Origin of the sequence: Bremerella sp. TYQ1, from assembly GCF_020150455.1 — a bacterium.
Lineage (GTDB): Bacteria > Planctomycetota > Planctomycetia > Pirellulales > Pirellulaceae > Bremerella > Bremerella volcania_A.
The window spans coordinates 1,160,519-1,177,463 of record NZ_CP083740.1; the positions used below are offsets into that span (position 1 = coordinate 1,160,519).

Sequence of the window (16,945 nt, forward strand, 5' to 3'; positions counted from 1 at the left end):
GAGAGGTCTCCGCAGGTGATAAAACAAGATTCTTCTTCACATTGCGGGTCTCCTTTTACGATTCCGGGAGCCCGCAAAATTCGAGAAGTTGCCCGCTCTTGTGGTAGAGCAAGTAAACTGGATCGCTCAGATTGTTAAGACGAATGTTAAGATTCTGCGCGGATGACATGCGGCGGGTTGTGACACATGATAGTACCCCTTAGATTTTGTGGCTGAGGGGCAAAACGTCCGCAGAAGTTGGCTTTCCCAACGCTCCAATAAGAGGGCCAACGTAAAACGAGACCGCCTCACCCTTACCAGATCTTCACAATCCCCTCGTTCAGGGGCCGACTCCGTGGTTTTGGTAATGGATTTTGAATCGATCTTGAAAGACAACTTGGAACCATTAGTGGGGATTCGACAAGTCATGCAAAACACTCTGTCAAACTTGGGCTCCTGTCTCGCCCTGGCTGCCATGATGGTTGCCACGGTTGGCTGTACCGGCGGAAACACTGGTGGCACACCATCTGGCGATGGTGGCGGCGACTCTGGCGAAATGATCAAGCTGCAAGGTGCCGGGGCCAGTTTTCCTGCTCCGCTTTACATGTCTTGGTTCAAGACCTACTCGAACGAACACGACGACGTTCAAATCGACTATCAATCGGTCGGTAGCGGTTCCGGCGTGAGTGCTGTGATCGACGGTACCGTCGACTTCGGTGCCAGCGATGCGGCAATGAAAGAAGACGAGATGGCCAAAGTCGAACGTGGCGTTCAGCTGCTGCCGATGACTGCCGGTGCCATTGTGTTGGCTTACAACTTGGACGGCGTCGACGAGCTGAAGCTCTCCCGCGAAGCTTACACCGCCATCTTCCTGGGTGAAATCACCAAGTGGAACGATCCCAAGATCGCCGCCACCAACGAAGGCGTTGACCTTCCCGATCAAGAGATCAACGTGATCGTTCGCTCCGATTCCAGCGGTACGACCTACAACTTCACCAAGCACCTGGCCGAGATCAACGAAACGTTCAAAAACGACGTTGGCGTCAACAAAGCTCCTAACTGGCCAGTTGGTACCAAGTCGAAGGGCAACGAAGGCGTCACCACTTCGCTGAAGCAAACGCCAGGCTCGCTTGGTTACGTCGAGTACGGCTACGCCGATAAAGCGAAGCTTTCGATGGCAAGCCTCGAAAACAAAGCCAACAAATACGTCAAGCCTTCGATTAAATCGGCTCAAGCCGCTTTGGCTGGCGTCGATTTCCCAGAAACGCTGATCGCCTTCCTGCCTGACCCTGAAGGGGAAGACTCGTGGCCGATCGTCACGTATACGTGGATCATCGCTTACAAGACGTACGATGACGAAAAGAAGATGGAAGTCTTCAAGGAAGTCATTAAGTACTGCCTGACCGAAGGGCAGAAGTCGAGCGAAGACCTCGGTTACATTCCGCTGCCGGAAGAAGTAACCACGAAAGTGACCGCGGCGTTGGATAACATCTCCGCGAAGTAAGAAATTGCCCCGGGCTTGGTGAGTTGCTCACCAAGCCCGGTCCTTTTTTAAGAACTGGCGTTGCGACACCTATGGATCAACCAACCAGGTCGCCAATCTCAAGGCCACCGACTCCAGCGGAACGTGGGACCGACCAGGCATTTCGATTCTTGTGCCTGGCCTTCTCGTGGCTGACGATCGTCGTCATGGCCTACATTGTGATCCAGATCACTTGGAAGGCGAGCCCAGCGATCCAAGAGTACGGGGCCAGCTTTCTTACCGGTAAGACTTGGGACCCCAACAAGGAAGAGTATGGCATTCTTCCGGAGATCTGGGGAACACTCTACAGCTCGCTGCTGGCCTTGTTGATCGGCTCGCTCTTTGGCGTTGCCGTGGCTGTGTTTTTGAGCGAAGGATATCTCGGGAATTTCGTTTTCCAGATCCTGAAACTGTTCGGCGTTCAGTTCCACCGCTTTTGGGGCAAGCTCCCCAATTGGACCGAAGCAACGCTAAAAAACCTCGTCGAATTGCTCGCGGCCATTCCTAGTGTGGTCTATGGCTTGTGGGGAATCTTCGTGGTCATTCCCTTAATGCGAGATTCGTGCGTCTGGCTGCACGACAACATGGGTTGGTTTCCGCTGTTTGGTACCCGATTCCAAGGGCCCGGCATGCTGCCAGCTTCGTTTGTCCTGGCCATCATGATTTTGCCGACCATCTCCGCGATCAGCCGCGACGCCCTTGTGGCGGTCCCACCGAAGCTACGTGAAGCATCTTACGGACTTGGAGCGACACGCTGGGAGACAATCATGTCGGTCGTTCTGCCAACTGCCTCTGGTGGTATCTTTGGTGGAATCGTACTGGCGTTTGGCCGTGCTTTGGGCGAAACGATGGCCTTGGCAATGCTTGTCGGCAATATGAATACAATCAGCTTCTCCCTGTTTTCCCCCGCAAATACATTGGCAGCGTTGCTGGCCAACAACTTCTCGGAAGCAGGCAGCGACGAAATGAAAGTGGGCGTGCTGATGTACGCCGGACTTGTGCTGATGGCCATTACCCTGGTGGTGAACATCATCGGATCCTTGATCCTGCAACGGGCAACGGCTGGCCTGAAAGGAATGCGATAATGGCATCTCCTAACTCCAAACCAGCTCCCACGACCGACATTGATATTAGCCGGCTCGAACGTTCGTTGCGAAAGCCTCGGACGCTGCTGAGCATGTTTCTCAGCTTCATCACAGCGACGATGACGTTTATGGCCCTCGTGCCGCTGTTTTCGGTCGTCTTTATGCTGTTTTACCGAGGTGCTTCGAAGCTGACGCTCTCTAACTTCTACGAACTGCCACCGACCGCCTTTGAAGAAGGGGGCGGATTTGGCAATGCGTTAGTTGGAACGCTGATTATGGTGGCTCTTGCAGCCCTGATCAGCGTGCCATTTGGCATCATGGCGTCGATATTTTTGGCCGAATTAGGCAGGAACAGCAAATCGGCAAGTATCGTACGGTTTTGCGCGAAGGTTTTAAGCGGATTTCCCTCCATTCTGGCTGGTGTGTTCGCCTACGGGGCCGTTGTTCTGGTCACCGGGGGATTCTCAGCCTATGCGGGGGGCGTAGCGTTGTCGATTTTGATGCTGCCGGTCGTCATGCTTACCTCGGAAGAGGCAATCCGCATGGTCCCTTCTCGCATGAAAGAAGCTTCAATCGGTATGGGCGCCACGCAAACTCAAACGATGTGGTATGTCACATTGCCAACTGCATTGCCGGGCATCATTACTGGGGTTATGCTGGCAGTTGCACGGGCTGCGGGGGAAACGGCTCCCCTCTTGTTTACCGCACTGTTTAGCAACTATTGGCTGATGGCCAAATGGGACGTGGAGTTAAATCAACCGACCGCTTCGATGGCTGTCCTGATTTACAACTTCTCCTCGTCATTTGTCGATAATCAAAAGGAGATGGCCTGGTCGGCGTCGCTAGTCTTGGTACTAGTGGTGTTGGTGACCAACCTGATCGGCAAGAGCCTCTCCCAGAACAGCGGTCCGCGACGTTAAGTCGTCAAATTAGGATTCGAAACAACGAATGATCGCAGATCAAGCCAACGAAACCGTCATCGATTGCGACGTCAAAGAGCTTTACTACGGCAATTTCAAAGCCGTACGTGATACTCGTATCCCCATCAAACATGGTCAGATCACTGCGTTCATTGGCCCATCTGGGTGCGGCAAAAGCACCGTGCTGCGATGCCTGAACCGCATGAACGACCTGATCCGTGGCTTCCGCTTCGAGGGTCACGTTCACTTTCGCGGCCAAGACATTTACAGCCCGACGATCGATCCTGTCGCCGTTCGCCGCCATATCGGAATGGTGTTCCAGCAGCCGAACCCGTTCGCGATGAGCATCTATAAGAACATTACCTACGGGCTGCGAATCAATGGCTATCGCGGCAATTACGACGAAGTGGTCGAACGGGCCCTTCGTGGTGCGGCGTTGTGGGACGAAGTGAAGGACAAGCTCAAGCAAAGCGGTCTTTCGCTTTCCGGCGGCCAGCAGCAGCGGCTTTGTATCGCTCGTGCGATTGCCGTCGAGCCTGAAGTGCTGTTGATGGACGAGCCATGCTCGGCCCTTGATCCGATCGCAACGCGTAAGATCGAAGAGCTGATGAAAGAGCTCAAGAAGAAGTACACGATCGCCATCGTCACGCACAATATGCAGCAAGCCCAACGCGTGGCGGATCAAACGGCATTTCTGTACGTCGACACCACCCAAGGCGGCCGCACCGGCTATCTTGTCGAGCACGAAGAAACGAAGCGTCTCTTTGAAGACCCTCAGCAAGAATACACGCGGCAGTACATCCGCGGTGAATTCAGCTAACGAATCGTTTCAATCACAAACGCGTTCGCATTGTCGGTCGAATGGAGCGGCAATTCGGATACCACGATCATTCGATCGCCCGGGGCGACGAGATCAAGCTGTTTCGCAATCGACGTTGCCGTGGTAAGCATCTCGGCCGTACTTCCAGGGGCACGCATCTGGCGCGAAACGACCCCATGGTAAATCCCCATTTGCCGTACGGTAGACGGGATATCGGAAAGCCCCAGCACCGGACAGTCGATCCAGTTCTTCGCAATAAGTCTGGCCGTCATTGCCGAATGAGAATAAACGGCAACCGCGGCAATCTCTTGCATCTTTAAAATGTGCCGGATTGAATAAGCGAGTGCCGCCGTATTCGGGGGCTGGCCGAAGCCGACTTTGATTGGGCGATCGGTGATCTCCATCAAGCTTTCGGTCGCAATAACCGTTTTGGAAACGACCTCGACCGCTTGCGTCGGAAACTCGCCAACCGAGGTTTCCTCGCCCAGCAAAATGGCATCGGCATGATCGAACACGATGTTCGCGATGTCGAACACTTCGCTGTCGGTTGGATCTTTCTCGTGCAGCATCGTATGGAGAATATCGCGATCCACCAGGCAAGGCTTTGCGCCAATCTGACATTGCCGAGCGACCATCTTCTGCATGACCGGAATCGACCAGGTCTCGAGCTTCGAGAATCCTTGGGTGGTCACGACAACACCGTCGGCGGCTTGAATTATGCTGTCGATATCCCGGTAGTTCGCTTCGTCGTCAAGCCGAGCTAAGATCGTGGCTTGACTGTTCCCTTTCTCAAGGGCTTCGCGGACCAGCGAAATGCTACGCGAACCTTCTGGAGTAGAAATGGCGACGTAGTCGACTTCGTGACTCAAAATCCATTCGAGGCACTTGGGAGAAACCAGCGCGTCGAGCCCATCGGCGTCTTCCTGGAACGGAGTGTACGCGATCAGGGGAATCGGCTGCTGTACCATTCCTTCCACTTCACGAACCGTTTCGTGCCGCTCGTGCATGTCGGCAAGCTTGTCGTCTTCCAGCAAAACTACGAAGGCATCGGCACCGGCGCGGACCAATTGAGCCAGTTCACCGGCGCGTGTCGCGCTAGGGCCGATCGTTGCGACAACCTTAGTACGCTTGAGCATGGCGGACGCTGTAGACTTTGTAAACGAAAACGGTTCTACCAAAGCGAAATACCCTCCGTGAGAAACATTTTATCCTAACCCATTGGACGGCTTCATGATATTGGTGTTGTGATTGGAAGAATACGGGCAATTCCGTAGATGTCCAGTCAGCTTGAATGCCCATGGGCCTATCTTTCAGCATACTAATGAGTTTGGTGCCGCAGGTGAATCCTCTTACGCTTGGTTCCGGCCAATCTCTTGGACCGAATGCCGCGGCGGAATGATAGAATCGTTGATTGACGAATCCCTCCTAAACCTGACGCACGAATAGCAGAATTCGCTGGTTTTCATCACGAGAGTTGTCACAGCTTCGCCCTACGCGTGTCTAAGTCCTAGGAATCACGTGCTCTTTCATCACCCCTTTGGACTACCGGAGCCAAGGCCATGTTGAATCCCTTTCGGGAGATTGCCCTGGACGATACCACCGACGTCGAGCTCGTTAACTCGGCCCAGCAGGGCGATCGCGCAGCGCTCGAAACGCTGGTTTTGCGGCATCAGGCATGGATCTACAACATTGCGGTTCGGATGGTTTTCGAGCCGCAAGATGCGGAAGAGGTGACCCAAGAGGTGTTCGTCAAGGTAATCACGAAGCTGAGCACTTTTAAAGGGGAAAGCAAGTTCCGCACTTGGTTGTATCGAATTGCTGCCAATCATGTGCTGAACATGAAACGCCGTCCAGCCGAGACCCACCGACTGACGTTTGCCGAGTATGGATCGGCAATCAACGGTATTTCCGATGCCGATCTGCCTGATCCACGAAGTATGCCGGTAGCACTACCGATACTCGTTGAGGAAGCTAAAACAAGCTGCACGATGGGAATGCTGCTTTGCTTAGATCGCAAACAACGACTAGTCTTCACCCTGGGAGAAATACTTGGCGCGACCGATACGATCGGCGGCGAAGTTCTGGAAATGTCTCCCGCCAATTTTCGTCAATCGCTTGCGCGGGCACGTCGCGACCTGCACAACTTCCTGAACAACCAATGCGGACTGGTAAACACCAGCAATCCCTGCCGCTGTCCGAAAAAGACGCGGGGCTTCATCGAACATGGCCATGTCGATCCCAATCGCTTGTTGTTCACTTCTGATCACTTCGATCGGGTGCGCGATATGTCAGAGAAGACGGTTCGAGACATCGAAGATATCGTCGAACGGCAGCACACCGAGCTCTTTCAGGATCATCCTTTTCTTCAGCCGACGCAGGAAATTGAATGGCTGCAGCGACTCTTAGAGCGGAAAGATATCCAGCGGACATTGCGGCTAAGCTGAAAGAATAATTGGAGAAGCTGTCACAGTCCGGTCCTTTGAGTGTCCATGAGATTGAGGGACAAGCGTTCCTCAGTACAAACTTACTCGAAGGAGAAAACCATGAGTCTCAATCTTCCCCAAGCAGTCACCAATTACTTCCAAGCGGATGAGTTGAATGGCGAGTCTGTGGCAAGATGCTTCACGGAAAGTGCCGTCGTGACAGACGAAGGAAACACCTATCGAGGCCAGGCAGCAATCCGACAATGGAAAGACGACATCGCCGCAAAATACGACTACACCTGCGAACCGTTCAACAGCGTTCACGAGGATGGCAAAGTTGTTGTCACGTGTCGATTGACGGGGAACTTTCCCGGTAGCCCGGCCGATTTGAGGTTCCGCTTCGAGCTGGAAGGGGACCAAATCGCGACGTTAGAAATTGCTCCGTAAGCTGTTGAGCTTGAAATGCCTGAAGCTTACTCGTCAAAAGCAAGACGCGAAGGCAGTGATAAATATGCCTCGCGTCTTCATGGTTGAAACACTGCTTATGACAATGGGCCGCGCCGTTTAGCGGATCTTTTCGTCCGGCAACTCTTGGCCGATCCCTTGATCGATGGGCATCTTGTCCGTCTTGGGAGTCAGCCCGACATTCGCCATTTCCTGGTCCAGTTCTTTGCGAAGCGACTGAACCAAATCAGCATGCTTTGCATCGGCAGCGAGATTCTTCGTTTCTTTGGGATCGTTCTGCAAGTCGTACAACTCGGCCATGTGACGATCAGGGGAACCATCGCCATGTGGGTATCGGATGTACTTCCAACGATCGGTACGCAAAGCTCGAACGTTCGGCGTGTAAGGAAATTGCTTCTCGTAATCGTAGTAATAGATCCACGATGTTCGCCAATCGTCATCGCTGCCGTCGGCCAGCTTTGCCCAGGATGCTCCATGAATATTCTCGATCGGCTTTCCACCAGCGAGTTCAATCAGCGTCGGAGCCATATCGACGGTTAACACTTGTTGGTCAAGCGTCTTGCCTTTGCCAAGTTCAGGGTAGCGAACGATCAAGGGAACGCGGATGCTCATCTCGTGGGCCGTCCGCTTGTCGACCATGCCATGTTCGCCTTCCAACAGGCCGTTATCTCCCATGAAGACAATGACCGTGTTGTCCAGTTCGCCCGACTTTTCCAGCCAATCGTAAAGACGGCCCATGCTGTCGTCGACGCTGAGGATCGTTCCCCAGTAGGCGTGAACCATATCCTCGAACGCTTTTACACCTTCGGGGCTGTCGTCGGGAAAGTCTTTACGCCAATCGAAAAGCGGACCATAGATCCCGTGCCAGGTACTAAGCCGCTGTTTGATCCATTTTGGCTTGTCCTCCAGATCGAATGCCGTTTTGGGATACTCGACTTGGACATCGTCGAACGCGTGCTCGTACTTCGGTTCTGGAAAATAGAAACTGTGGGGAGCCTTCTGCCCAATCATCAAACACCATGGTTTGTCGCCGTGGTCTTTCTCTAGCCAGTCGATTGCCATATTGGTGACAACGTGCGTGTAATAACCTTCGACAACTTTCGCCCCTTGTCCATTGATATTGAAGGCGGTGTCGAAGTATTTTCCTTGTCCCTTATGGGTGACAAACCAATCAAAACCGGGGCGTGGCTCGTCGTTGTCTTCGCCCATGTGGTACTTGCCGATGTAAGCGGTCTCGTACCCGGCGTCTTGCAATCGCTTGGGGAAAGTTGCCGTTTCGGTCGGGAACTCGGTAAAGTTATTGGTGACACCGTGCGCGTGGGCGTACAGTCCCGTCAGAATCGAGGCCCGGCTCGGCGAGCAAAGCGAGGTGGTACAGAATGAGTTCCGAAACAAAAGCCCTTCGTTCGCTAGACGATCGATGTTGGGCGTTTTCACATGCTCGCTGCCCAGACATCCCACAGCATCTGGCCGCAGATCATCGCACAGAACGAACAAGATATTAGGCTTTTTCGGAGCGTCCGCAGCCATCAATGCTGGGGCAAACGCAAGAATCATCAACAGGCAAAGAAGTCGCCGCAAAATCATGGGGATGATGTCCTCGGTCGAAGGGGGAGTGCAGGGGGCGAGCCAAAGAATCATTGGCCGGATGTTACCCACTAATTTGCGTCATAGAAGACGCAATTTCCAGCCTGGAAGAAGTAAACCCAGCCAAATCGACCGAGAAACCGAGCAATAAGAGCGGAAGGCATGGGATTTGAACCCACATGACCCATAAGGTCGCACGGTTTAGCAAACCGGCCCGACGAACCGTATTCGGCTACCTTCCATTGAAAGGAATTTCAGTGACCAAGGTGGGAGTCGAACCCACAAATTCACCACGTTCTCACCGTGGCCGCTTTTCCGATTTGCGTACCTGATCGTCGATCGTCTTTACTTGTCTCGCTCAAGCAAGTGGCCCAGGCGGGATTCGAACCCGCAACGTCCCCGAAGTTTAAGTTCGAGCGGTCAACCAAATAGCCACTGAGCCATGCGTGGAGTAGCTCGAGTGGGACTCGAACCCACAGCATCCCTGGTTCTGAGCCAAGGTGGTCTGCCAATTGCCTACCGAGCTAGTGTTTGAGCGGAAGCCGTGGGACTCGAACCCACAAGCAGCGTTAAACCGCCAACTGTTTTCAAGACAGTCTCCTCATCCAGCCGGATGACTTCCATTGAGTGACCCGTGTGGGAGTCGAACCCTACCTGCCCAGCTTGAAAGACTGGTGACCTCACCCGAAGTCGAACGGGCCAAAGCAATTGGTTTCGCATTAAGCAAACCATGCCTGGCAATCAGTGGACTGAGAGGCGCTCGAATCCTCGTCTGCGGTTCTTCAAACCGCCGCTAAACCATCTCAGCTATCAGTCCCAAGTTGGATCAAGACACAAAAAAAGCCCGGATGCGTTGCAACTCCGGGCCTTGGTGAAAGATCGATTTCCCATCCAGGAGCTAGAACGCAAATGCCTCTCGCGAAAAACCAAGGCACCGCGATGAAGTACAGCTCGATTCTTCTAAAAGAGTTGAAAACGAATTGAGGTGACTAAGCGTCATTGATTTCAATTTCCGTTGCGAACTTGACTGGTGATTCCCCACGGAATCGATCCCTTACCGACATAGACGAACGTGTCGAGAATAGGTTCGCCCAATTCAAGCAAAAAAAAGCGGACTCGGGTTTCGATCACCTGACGGCGAAAACACGCCGGTTTTGTCACACATTATTTCAAATGCATCGTTAATCGACCGTATTTCAGTGAATTGAAATTGCGACTACTTCGGCAACGATTAAAGCAGTCGCGGACTCTTGCCTGGGCTATTTGCAGTCCGCAATGGAACTCAAAAGCTTTACGCCGCAACTCATTAGATGAGATCCATTTCTGTGCCAGAATAGGGGAATCCTGCCGCAGAAAATCGATCGCCCCAGTTGTGACTTCGGAGATACGACATGACCCCAAACTTCTCTTCACGCAGCCAACTGTTTAGCTGGCTTACCACATGTGCCGTGATGCTTTTTCCTATGGCTGTTCAATCCGCTGAACCTGATCCTAATGCGATAGATGGCCCCTGGAATTACACGGTTGTTCCTCCAAAAGATGGCTGGCAGAATCCGCAGTTCGATACGACGAACTGGGAAACGGGATATGGCGGTTTCGGCACGCGGGGAACGCCCAAGTCGCGTGTGGCGACCGTTTGGGATTCGACCGATATCTGGCTTCGCCGCACGTACGACTTGGAATCGATTCCTGAGAAGCCAGCTCTTCTAATTCACCATGACGAAGACACGGAAGTTTATCTCAATGGAAAACAGGTCGCCACATTCACTAAGTGGTCGGTCGATTACAACGTGTTTCCGCTGACAGCAGAAGGAGTCGAAGCGTTGAAAGTGGGAACCAACGTGCTTGCAGCACATACCCGGCAAGACACAGGCGGCCAGTACATTGACATTCATTTGATCGATGCCAACGACGTTCCTGAACTTCCTCCGGCACGAATCCCTGAAAAGCCCTACCAGTCCGATCTCATCACCGAATGGGGATCGAAGGTCCGCGAAGACAATGTTTGGCAAGAGTATCCGCGTCCTCAAATGACGCGTGACAACTGGGATAATTTGAACGGGCTATGGAACTACGCGATCACATCTGAGAACCAGGATAACATTCCGGAACAGTGGAACGGCAAAATCCTGGTTCCCTTCGCAATTGAATCGAAGTTGTCAGGCGTTCAACGCAATTTACGTCCGACCGAAGCGTTGTGGTACCACCGCAGTGTCGAACTTCAACCGACAGAAGAAGAACGCACGCTATTGAATTTCGAGGCGGTCGACTACGCTTGTCGCGTTTACGTCAACGGTATCGAAGTGGGTAGCCATGTCGGCGGCAGCACGCCGTTTTCAATCGACGTTACCAAAGCGGCTAAGTCTGGATTGAACGATATCGTCGTCCGTGTCGAAGATAAAACCGGCGGCTGGCAGCTTCGTGGTAAGCAGACACTGACGCCTGAAGGAATTTGGTATACGCAAGTATCCGGCATCTGGCAAACGGTTTGGGTGGAACAAGTTCCAGCGACATACGTTTCGGATGTTAAGATCTTGACCGATCCGGACACTGGTCGAATTCAAGTGTTTCCTACCGTGGAAGGCAACGGAGCCAAAAAGGTTTCACTTAAAGCGACCGTGTACGACAACGGCAATCCCGTGGTGGACGTGACTTCGGCTGACGAGTCGCTAGTGATGGAAATTCCCAACGCCAAGCTATGGTCCCCTAGCCAGCCGCATTTGTACGACATCAGCGTTGCCGTTCTGGATGCTGAAGGAAACGTTGTTGATATGGTCGGAACCTATACCGGGATCCGATCTGTCGGAACAATGCGCGACCGGGACGGCCATCTTCGGTTTACGCTCAATGGGCAACCGATCTTCCATTGGGGCCCGCTCGACCAAGGTTGGTGGCCAGATGGCCTTCTGACTCCGCCATCGGATGAAGCGATGCTGTTTGACATCGAGTATCTGCAAGCGGCGGGCTTCAACATGATCCGCAAACATATCAAAGTCGAGCCCCGCCGATACTATTATCACTGCGATCGCCTCGGCATGATGGTTTGGCAAGATCAAGTCAGCGGCGGCAAAAGTCCTCCCTGGACTCGCATGCGTCCTAACCCCACGGATGCCGATTGGACGGACGAAGCACACACGCAATATCTCAACGAATTCGACGAGATGATCGATACGCTGGATAGTCATCCTAGCATTGTCGTTTGGGTTCCATTCAATGAAGCCTGGGGACAGCATCGTACGGTCTCCACAGGGGAATGGACGTTAAAGCGAGATCCGACGCGACTGGTCAACATTGCTAGTGGTGGGAACTATTGGCCGGTGGGTCACGTTGCCGATCAGCACAGCTATCCTCATCCAAGCTTTCCACTAGAACAAAAGCGGTTGGACGACATGGTGAAAGTTGTCGGCGAATTCGGTGGTCATGGTTGGCCAGTCGATGGGCATCTGTGGAAGAAGACCAAGGCCAACTGGGGATACGGCGGCTTGCCACGTTCGGTGAAAGAATATCAGGCTCGCTACCAGGAATCGATCGATATCTTGGAAGACCTGAAGACGAAAGGAATCGCAGGCGCCGTCTATACGCAGACAACCGACGTGGAAAGCGAGATTAACGGGCTGATGACGTACGATCGGAAGGTAATTAAGATTCCCGCCGAGGAATTGCGAACGATTCACGCTCCGCTATTGCCATAGCACGAGACGAACGTCCAATACGATAAGATCTACTCCGAGGTCGCTTGATGGCGGTCTCGGAGTTTTTTTAGGTGACGTCCGATTCCTGTTTCTTAGCACTGCGGGCGCTCTTTTCCAATCGCTCGCTTACCCAAAGAGCTGCCCCGGCAATCAAAACGGATACGACGATGACACTCGTTGCGTTTTCGACCCCGCCAGGCGTCTCCATCTGATCGTAGACGTACAGAGGGACTGTTTGCGTTTTGCCTGGAATGTTTCCAGAGATCATGATTGTGGCTCCGAATTCTCCGAAGCCCCGCGCGAAAGCAAGAATGCACCCAGCGATAATGCCTGAACGCGCCAGCGGAACGGTAACCGTCCAAAATGCATCCCAGGGAGTTGCTCCGAGCGTTTGGGCAGCCATTTCCAAAGTTGGATCGACCGAAGAGATCCCTAGCCGGATCGATCGCACCATAAGCGGAAACGCGACGACGGCCGCTGCAACGGCTGCACCTTTCCAATCAAAGATGATTGAAATACCAAAGACAGATTCGAGAAACATGCCGAGGTATCCCTGCCGGCCAAAACCAACCAACAGAAGATAACCAGTGATCACCGGCGGAAGGACCAACGGCAGATTGATGAGCGTTTCGACAATCGTTTTGCCCCAGAACTCTCGACGTGCCAACAGCCACCCGCACGCTAGGCCCGGAGGGAGGCCCAGGATGACACTGATCACAGACACCTTTAAGCTCAAGAGAATCGCAGCGATTTGATCCGCATTCACAAGTCAGTCCTTCGCCGCATTTTCGCGGAAGAGCCGAAAGCCGTGCGACTTCACAATCTCGTCCGCCTCGGGAGTCGAAAGAAACGCATACAACCGGTCGGCTGCTTCCGACTCAGTTTGTAAACGCACCAGCGGATAAACAATAGCATCGTGAGTTTCCGACGACAGCTCAGTCACTACTTTAACTTGAGTAGAATGCATCGCATCGGTCCGATAAACGATCGCCGCATCGACTTCGCCCCGTTCCGCATAAGCAAGCGTGCTACGGACATCGTGTCCATGAACCAGTTTGCCAGCCGCGACGAGTGCGTCCCATTGCCCCAGCGCGGTGAGGGCCTGTTTCGCATAGATGCCCGCGGGTACGTTTTCTCCGGCCACGGCGAGTCGCTTAATCTCTGGTGACTTTAAATCGGACGCAACGGATATTTTCTGTTTCGAATTAACCGGAACGACCACTACCAAAGAGTTTGCAAGCCAATCGGTAGCCAGCTTGGTTTGCCCTGTGCTTACAATTTCGTCAGCCCATTTGCGATTGGCTGAGACATAGATATCGGCAGGAGCCCCCTTAAGAATTTGCTGGGCGAGAGCGTGGGAAGGGCCCGTACTGATATCGATTTGGACACTCGGACCGATATGAGGTTTTGCGGCAAGGACGAGATCGTTCAGCAGATCCTTGACGCTTGCGGCGCCAAGAATAACTACCGTGTCGCGTTTAGCGTTCGCGTTCTGAGAACATCCCAGCAGCGATCCGACCAACAGCAAAACACGGATGGCATGTTGAAGTGGAGCTGAAATTCGATCGCCTGACATACTCGGAAATCCCTAATTTGAACCCGAGTATTGTAGGCAGAACAGCAGCCAGTCTAAAAGGGAGCGTCTTGGCTGGGGCGAACGTGCAAGAGAATTGGCTGCGTCGCGTGTCCCCCATCGGATCCCGTTTGCAGATGAAACAGACGTGACGTCGGTTCGGCGACTTCGTCCGCCGTGATAAAGAATTCACGTTCGTCCAAGTCAGACATGATCATCAGGCCATTGAGCCCAAGATTCGCCACATTCACTGCAAAAGGGAGATTCCGTCCGGCGCCTTCTTTGCCAAAACTGATGTTCCCTTTTTCGCCACGTCGATCGGCAACGACTTTTAGCATAATGGTTTGGCCTGGTTCGATCTCGAACTCCAATGGCCCGTCGCCTTCGGTATCGATTGGCTGCGCTCCCTTTTCGGAAGGTTCAATACGTAAACCCAGTTTCGTTTCCTGACGGACTTCGACCTTCTTAAAACCTGCTACGTCGTGGGAAACGGTTTCGTCTTCGATGACAGCCGACGCAGAAATTTTGACGTTCTTCATTTGATCGTCTGTAAGCGTCTTAGCATCCTTTTTGGCATGAAGCACGCCCATCGCTTCAATCTGCCCCTCTTCGATAATGATGGGGGAGGTCACTGAAAATGTCTCCGGCAGGCCCTCGACGGTCACCATGATCGGGCCATCAAAGTTATCCATCCGCGTGCAGCGAAATCGGATTTCGCGGTAACTCTCGGCCCCAATCTTGATATCTTTGAAGGCGTTATCGACGCGAAAGTCTTGCTTACGTGGCCGCGCGGTCAGTTCATAGTGGAAGTTCTCCCCTTCGAATCCACGAACATCCCGCACTTTCACCAGGTAATCGCCATCTTCTGGCACCGTGAAGAATAAACGCGAGTCATCTCCCATCGTCCGGCGAGATTCGTCGTCGTTCTCGTAATAAAGCGTGAAGACAGGCAGTCCATTAGGAACAATCGCTTGTCCGGTGGGGACTGGCTGAACCACATAGCAGGGCTCTCCCAATGCATGAGCAAGTGGCGTCGTATCGAAAAATCCCCAGCGACTTCCTTGGCCAGGATAAACCCGAAAACCACTATCAGGGCCACGCGGGTGAAGCCAAAGCCGAGTCACTTCACCGTTGGCGTATAGGTATTGGTTCAGCTTCATCTCTTCCCAATTGAAGATTCGGAAGTCGTCCGATATCGCATCGTCCTTCCCACGAAACGTAAAGTAGGAGTCGCGAATGGCCTGAAGTCGAACGCGCTCGACCGGCGTTCCATCGGTGTGATAGACCGAAATATGCGAGTCGAGCAGACTCTTCTGACGAGCCGCGTTTGTTTCTAGCACCCACGTTTGCCCTGCTTTCGCAGAGAATCGGAAGAAGTCGATGTCAGGCGATTCTTCCTTATTGAAGATTACCCCCTTAATCGTTGCAGGAAACGCAACAGTCTGCGCCGATTCAGGGTCGTTGTTTCCTTCTTTTTCTTCCATCGCAGCCATTTCGGTGGACGCTATGGGCATGGGCGCGATGACAGGGACGTTCGCAGGCTCATTCGTTGATTGCTTTTCGGCCGCCCACTGGATGCGTTCTACCTGACCGTTCATCTGACCCAAGAAGAGGGTCTGACTCGCTGGGTGATAACATGCCGCCATGGCAACTTCGGGACGATCTTCCCACAGTTTCAGCTCGGTATAGTCGGCCGTCTCCCACAGCTTCACCGCCAGGTCGTTACCGACGGTAAACAGCTTCGATCCATCCTCGTTAAACAAAAGTCGCTGCACGGGACCTTCGTGAGCGAAGCGTGCGCGAATCATGGGATTGATCTTCGGGCCATCCTTCGAGACGAACTTCCACACCCGGAGGTTATTGTCCGCTCCGCTGGCGACGATCGTTTTTCCATCGGGCGAAAAGCTGCAGCAATAAATTTCCTTTAACGGTTGCGGTAACGTATCCAGCCGCATCGCATCGCGTACTCGCCACACTTTACAGGTATCATCCGCGCTGCCGGATACCAGGAATTCGCTATCTGGACTGAAGCCGACGTCATAGACCGCCCCGTTATGCCCTAACAACTCGTGCAGTTTTTCGCCGGAATCGATGTCCCAAAGAACGATCTTTCGATCGTATCCACACGTTGCCAGGTACTTTCCATTAGGAGAAATCTCGGCGTCAAAGAGGATATCGTTGTGCCCTTCAAACGAGCGAATCAGGTCTCCTGATTTTACCGAGTAGAGGCCCGCGTATCCGGCAACGCCAGTTACGCCTGACGCAATGGCTACGGAGTGGTTTGAGCGATCGAAATGGATCGCAGTTACTTTGCCAGGCAACTGGTCGATTTCGATCTGCGGATTATTCAAATCGAAATCACCATTCTCGCTCACGTTGAATATCTGAGCTTGCCCATACCGCCCGACCGCAATTTGCTTTCCATCGGTCGACATCGCCATCGCTGAAATTGGCCGTACATCGGATTCCGATTGAATGGGGGCAACGGGAAGCTTCCATTTGTCAGTCTTGGACGACATCACTGCGCCTGCATCAATCCAACTTGCCAACGCTTCGATCTCATTCTGGCTTGGGGTCGGTTCACCTTCGGGAGGCATCTTCGGTTCAGCGGTCCCTCGAATCACCGACATTAAATGGCTGTTCTTCGCGTCACCCGGTTGGATCAGCTTGCCAAGAGATATCTCGGTTTTCTGCGGATCGAACGACTGAAGCGAAAGATCGCCTTCCGGTTCCGTATCGTTGTGGCAGCCGACACAATACTTCCGCAAGATCGGTTCAATATTGTCAGCGTACGACGGCCCCTCGGCTGCGACACTTAGCGCAGTACATCCAAGGACGATCATCAGGGCCAAGGGAGTAAGTGAAACGTATTTCATGAC

The 16,945-nt window shown here is 53.1% G+C and carries 12 protein-coding genes and 6 tRNA genes; 7 read left to right on the forward strand and 11 right to left on the reverse strand.

What is annotated here, in order from left to right; genetic code table 11:
* Window positions 1-346: 346 nt before the first annotated feature.
* The 4 genes from pstS (at window position 347) to pstB (ending at window position 4,326) form a co-directional block, all read left to right on the forward strand.
* On the forward strand, window positions 347-1,483 hold the full coding sequence (pstS, locus tag LA756_RS04200) for a phosphate ABC transporter substrate-binding protein PstS (RefSeq protein WP_224438626.1): 1,137 nt from the start codon (window positions 347-349) through the stop codon (window positions 1,481-1,483).
* Between the two features lie 185 nt (window positions 1,484-1,668).
* Complete coding sequence (pstC, locus tag LA756_RS04205; protein WP_224438627.1) at window positions 1,669-2,586, forward strand: phosphate ABC transporter permease subunit PstC; 918 nt, start codon at window positions 1,669-1,671, stop codon at window positions 2,584-2,586.
* On the forward strand, window positions 2,586-3,506 hold the full coding sequence (gene pstA, locus LA756_RS04210; protein WP_224438628.1) for a phosphate ABC transporter permease PstA: 921 nt from the start codon (window positions 2,586-2,588) through the stop codon (window positions 3,504-3,506). Before pstC ends, pstA begins: the two co-directional genes overlap by 1 nt.
* Window positions 3,507-3,534: 28 nt before the next feature.
* Window positions 3,535-4,326, forward strand: a complete 792-nt coding sequence (pstB, locus tag LA756_RS04215; protein WP_224438629.1) for a phosphate ABC transporter ATP-binding protein PstB — start codon at window positions 3,535-3,537, stop codon at window positions 4,324-4,326.
* Here pstB and LA756_RS04220 read toward each other — a convergent pair.
* Complete coding sequence (locus tag LA756_RS04220; RefSeq protein ID WP_224438630.1) at window positions 4,323-5,462, reverse strand: pyruvate kinase; 1,140 nt, start codon at window positions 5,460-5,462, stop codon at window positions 4,323-4,325. The two genes, pstB and LA756_RS04220, sit on opposite strands and share 4 nt — an antisense overlap.
* A 423-nt stretch (window positions 5,463-5,885) precedes the next feature.
* Between LA756_RS04220 and LA756_RS04225 the strand changes: the two genes are divergently transcribed.
* A complete protein-coding gene (locus tag LA756_RS04225; RefSeq protein WP_224438631.1) occupies window positions 5,886-6,770 on the forward strand; it encodes an RNA polymerase sigma factor in 885 nt (294 codons plus the stop codon).
* A gap of 99 nt (window positions 6,771-6,869) precedes the next feature.
* A complete protein-coding gene (locus LA756_RS04230) occupies window positions 6,870-7,196 on the forward strand; it encodes a nuclear transport factor 2 family protein (RefSeq protein WP_224438632.1) in 327 nt (108 codons plus the stop codon).
* A gap of 117 nt (window positions 7,197-7,313) precedes the next feature.
* On the opposite strand, the gene LA756_RS04235 is transcribed toward LA756_RS04230, so the two are convergent.
* The 7 genes from LA756_RS04235 to LA756_RS04265 form a co-directional block, all read right to left on the reverse strand.
* Window positions 7,314-8,801 carry a sulfatase gene (locus tag LA756_RS04235; RefSeq protein ID WP_224438633.1) on the reverse strand — a complete coding sequence of 496 codons (1,488 nt, stop codon included), beginning with the start codon at window positions 8,799-8,801 and terminating at the stop codon, window positions 7,314-7,316.
* A 154-nt stretch (window positions 8,802-8,955) separates the two neighbouring features.
* Window positions 8,956-9,042, reverse strand: a tRNA-Ser gene (locus tag LA756_RS04240).
* Window positions 9,043-9,059: 17 nt separating this feature from the next.
* A tRNA-Leu gene (locus tag LA756_RS04245) sits at window positions 9,060-9,135 on the reverse strand.
* A 118-nt stretch (window positions 9,136-9,253) separates the two neighbouring features.
* Window positions 9,254-9,327, reverse strand: a tRNA-Leu gene (locus LA756_RS04250).
* 10 nt (window positions 9,328-9,337) lie between these two features.
* Window positions 9,338-9,423, reverse strand: a tRNA-Ser gene (locus LA756_RS04255).
* 6 nt (window positions 9,424-9,429) lie between these two features.
* Window positions 9,430-9,502 (reverse strand) — tRNA-Glu (locus tag LA756_RS04260).
* Between the two features lie 44 nt (window positions 9,503-9,546).
* Window positions 9,547-9,618 (reverse strand) — tRNA-Phe (locus LA756_RS04265).
* Between the two features lie 574 nt (window positions 9,619-10,192).
* On the opposite strand from LA756_RS04265, the gene LA756_RS04270 reads away from it, so the two are divergent.
* Window positions 10,193-12,493 carry a glycoside hydrolase family 2 protein gene (locus LA756_RS04270; protein WP_224438634.1) on the forward strand — a complete coding sequence of 767 codons (2,301 nt, stop codon included), beginning with the start codon at window positions 10,193-10,195 and terminating at the stop codon, window positions 12,491-12,493.
* 67 nt (window positions 12,494-12,560) lie between these two features.
* Here the strand turns inward: LA756_RS04270 and modB are convergent, their stop codons facing one another.
* Genes modB through LA756_RS04285 form a run of 3 tightly spaced genes read right to left on the reverse strand, consistent with a single transcriptional unit; the run spans window position 12,561 to window position 16,942 of the window.
* Window positions 12,561-13,259 (reverse strand): molybdate ABC transporter permease subunit, encoded by a 699-nt coding sequence (modB, locus tag LA756_RS04275; RefSeq protein ID WP_224438635.1) that lies wholly within the window; start codon window positions 13,257-13,259, stop codon window positions 12,561-12,563.
* Between the two features lie 3 nt (window positions 13,260-13,262).
* Entirely contained in the window at window positions 13,263-14,069 is an 807-nt protein-coding gene (gene modA / locus LA756_RS04280; RefSeq protein ID WP_224438636.1) for a molybdate ABC transporter substrate-binding protein, read from the reverse strand.
* A 53-nt stretch (window positions 14,070-14,122) separates the two neighbouring features.
* Window positions 14,123-16,942 (reverse strand): c-type cytochrome domain-containing protein, encoded by a 2,820-nt coding sequence (locus tag LA756_RS04285; RefSeq protein WP_224438637.1) that lies wholly within the window; start codon window positions 16,940-16,942, stop codon window positions 14,123-14,125.
* Window positions 16,943-16,945 lie beyond the last annotated feature (3 nt).